Annotated in this window: 3 protein-coding genes; 2 read left to right on the top strand and 1 reads right to left on the bottom strand. The window is 62.3% G+C overall.

All coding sequences use genetic code 11. From position 1 onward, the window contains the following. Positions 1–103 precede the first annotated feature (103 nt). Positions 104–256 carry a DUF6444 domain-containing protein gene (locus F8271_RS33650; RefSeq protein ID WP_255473775.1) on the bottom strand — a complete coding sequence of 51 codons (153 nt, stop codon included), beginning with the start codon at positions 254–256 and terminating at the stop codon, positions 104–106. On the opposite strand from F8271_RS33650, the gene F8271_RS31300 reads away from it, so the two are divergent. After that, on the top strand, positions 224–694 hold the full coding sequence (locus F8271_RS31300; protein ID WP_151493375.1) for an NUDIX domain-containing protein: 471 nt from the start codon (positions 224–226) through the stop codon (positions 692–694). The two genes, F8271_RS33650 and F8271_RS31300, sit on opposite strands and share 33 nt — an antisense overlap. Before the next feature lie 583 nt (positions 695–1,277). Next, positions 1,278–1,415 (top strand): hypothetical protein, encoded by a 138-nt coding sequence (locus F8271_RS32775; protein ID WP_192580553.1) that lies wholly within the window; start codon positions 1,278–1,280, stop codon positions 1,413–1,415. Positions 1,416–1,546 lie beyond the last annotated feature (131 nt).

The raw sequence follows: 1,546 nt of genomic DNA, 5'->3' as shown, positions 1-1,546 counted from the left end.
AAGGCGCCGGCGTCCACGGCTGGAAGCAGGCCCTCAACGCCTTGGACATCTTCTTCCCAGGCCGCATCCCCATCGATGTCCGATAGTTAGACAGGATAGGGCGTTACACAGAAATTCGGACAGGCTCCCGGCTCTTGGCCAGCCCATCCGACGACGGCGGCTTCGACGAGTTCGACGACGACTGCTTCAACCGGGCCTCAAGCTCAGCGACCCGGCCCAGCACCTGCTCCAGCCGAGCGGTCAAATCCGCGACCACGCCCCCACCGCGAACAGCCTCGTCCCCGGCGCCGCCGCCATCGTCACCGACGACCACGGTCGCGTGCTGTTGCAACGGCGCACCGACTCCGGCAACTGGTCCCTACCCGGCGGCGCCATGGACATCGGCGAAACCCTTCAACAGTGCGCCGTCCGCGAGGTCAAAGAGGAGACCGGCCTCGACATCGAGATCACCGGCCTGCTCGGCATCTACACCGACCCCGCGCACGTCATCGCGTACGCCGACGGTGAGGTCCGGCAGGAGTTCACCGTGACCTACCTCGCCCGAGTCACCGGCGGCACGCTGACCGTCAGCGACGAGTCCACCGAGGTCCGCTTCATCCAGCCCACCGACTTCGCCCACATCCCCATCCACGACACCGTCCGACTCCGCCTCCACCACCACGCCGAGCACCGCGACACCCCCTACCTCGGATAACGCCACCCATCGATGCCCTGACCACTGAAGGGCGTGGACGTCTCCCCAGGTTGCCGGCACCGTCGCCGTCAACACCGATAGATTTCGATGCAGCGAGTTGGTGCCACACGCGAAAGGTCAGGTGAAACGCCATGAACGCGTAAGTCACACTGCGTGACGGGGTGAAAATCCCACACGTACTATGTGCTCGCCGGCGATGCGCCGGTGCTCGTACACAACTGCAACGACGCAGCGAAGCACAGCGTGGATAACCTTGCGGACTCGCTAGGCGACGATGTGGTATTCCGTTACACGACCGAAGGTGATCACGCCAAAATCATGGCCGGCGGTGTGGTAACTGCGAACGCAAAAGGGCGTCACATACTTTACAAGGGAGATGCTTAGCTTTAAGGAAACGAGCAACGCGCTCTTCATGGGAAGGGGTGGGGACCGAGGAACTCACCTGATCGCGTTCAGGTTGCCCGCTGGGACTAAACTGGCGCCTGGCTCACAACCCAACGAGCTCGTGCACGCGGGGTCGTTCAGGTTCAAACTCGATGACGTGGTTTTCCATGGCCCGAATCCATTCGGATGATGAGGAAGTATGTTCGAGATCGACAACGTCGACGAGCTTTACGCACTTCAGAAGGGTTTGATGGAGATCCGCTTCAATGCGGCCGATGTGGATTGGGCGGTGAAAGGTAGCCCGTTCCTGAGTCGCGTACACACGGCCGTTTCATGATCACGATGTGAGGCCGAGGATGGTGAATGGCCTGGTCATGTTGCGGGCTGCCCAGCGGGTGGCTTCGGTGATGTCGGGTCGGCCGGCCAGGCGTAGGGCGTTGATGGCGAGGTTGCGTAGCGAGGCCAGGA

Source organism: Micromonospora sp. ALFpr18c, from assembly GCF_008868155.1.
In the GTDB taxonomy this organism is placed as follows: Bacteria; Actinomycetota; Actinomycetes; order Mycobacteriales; family Micromonosporaceae; genus Micromonospora.
This window is presented reverse-complemented; position numbering and strand designations above follow the sequence as displayed.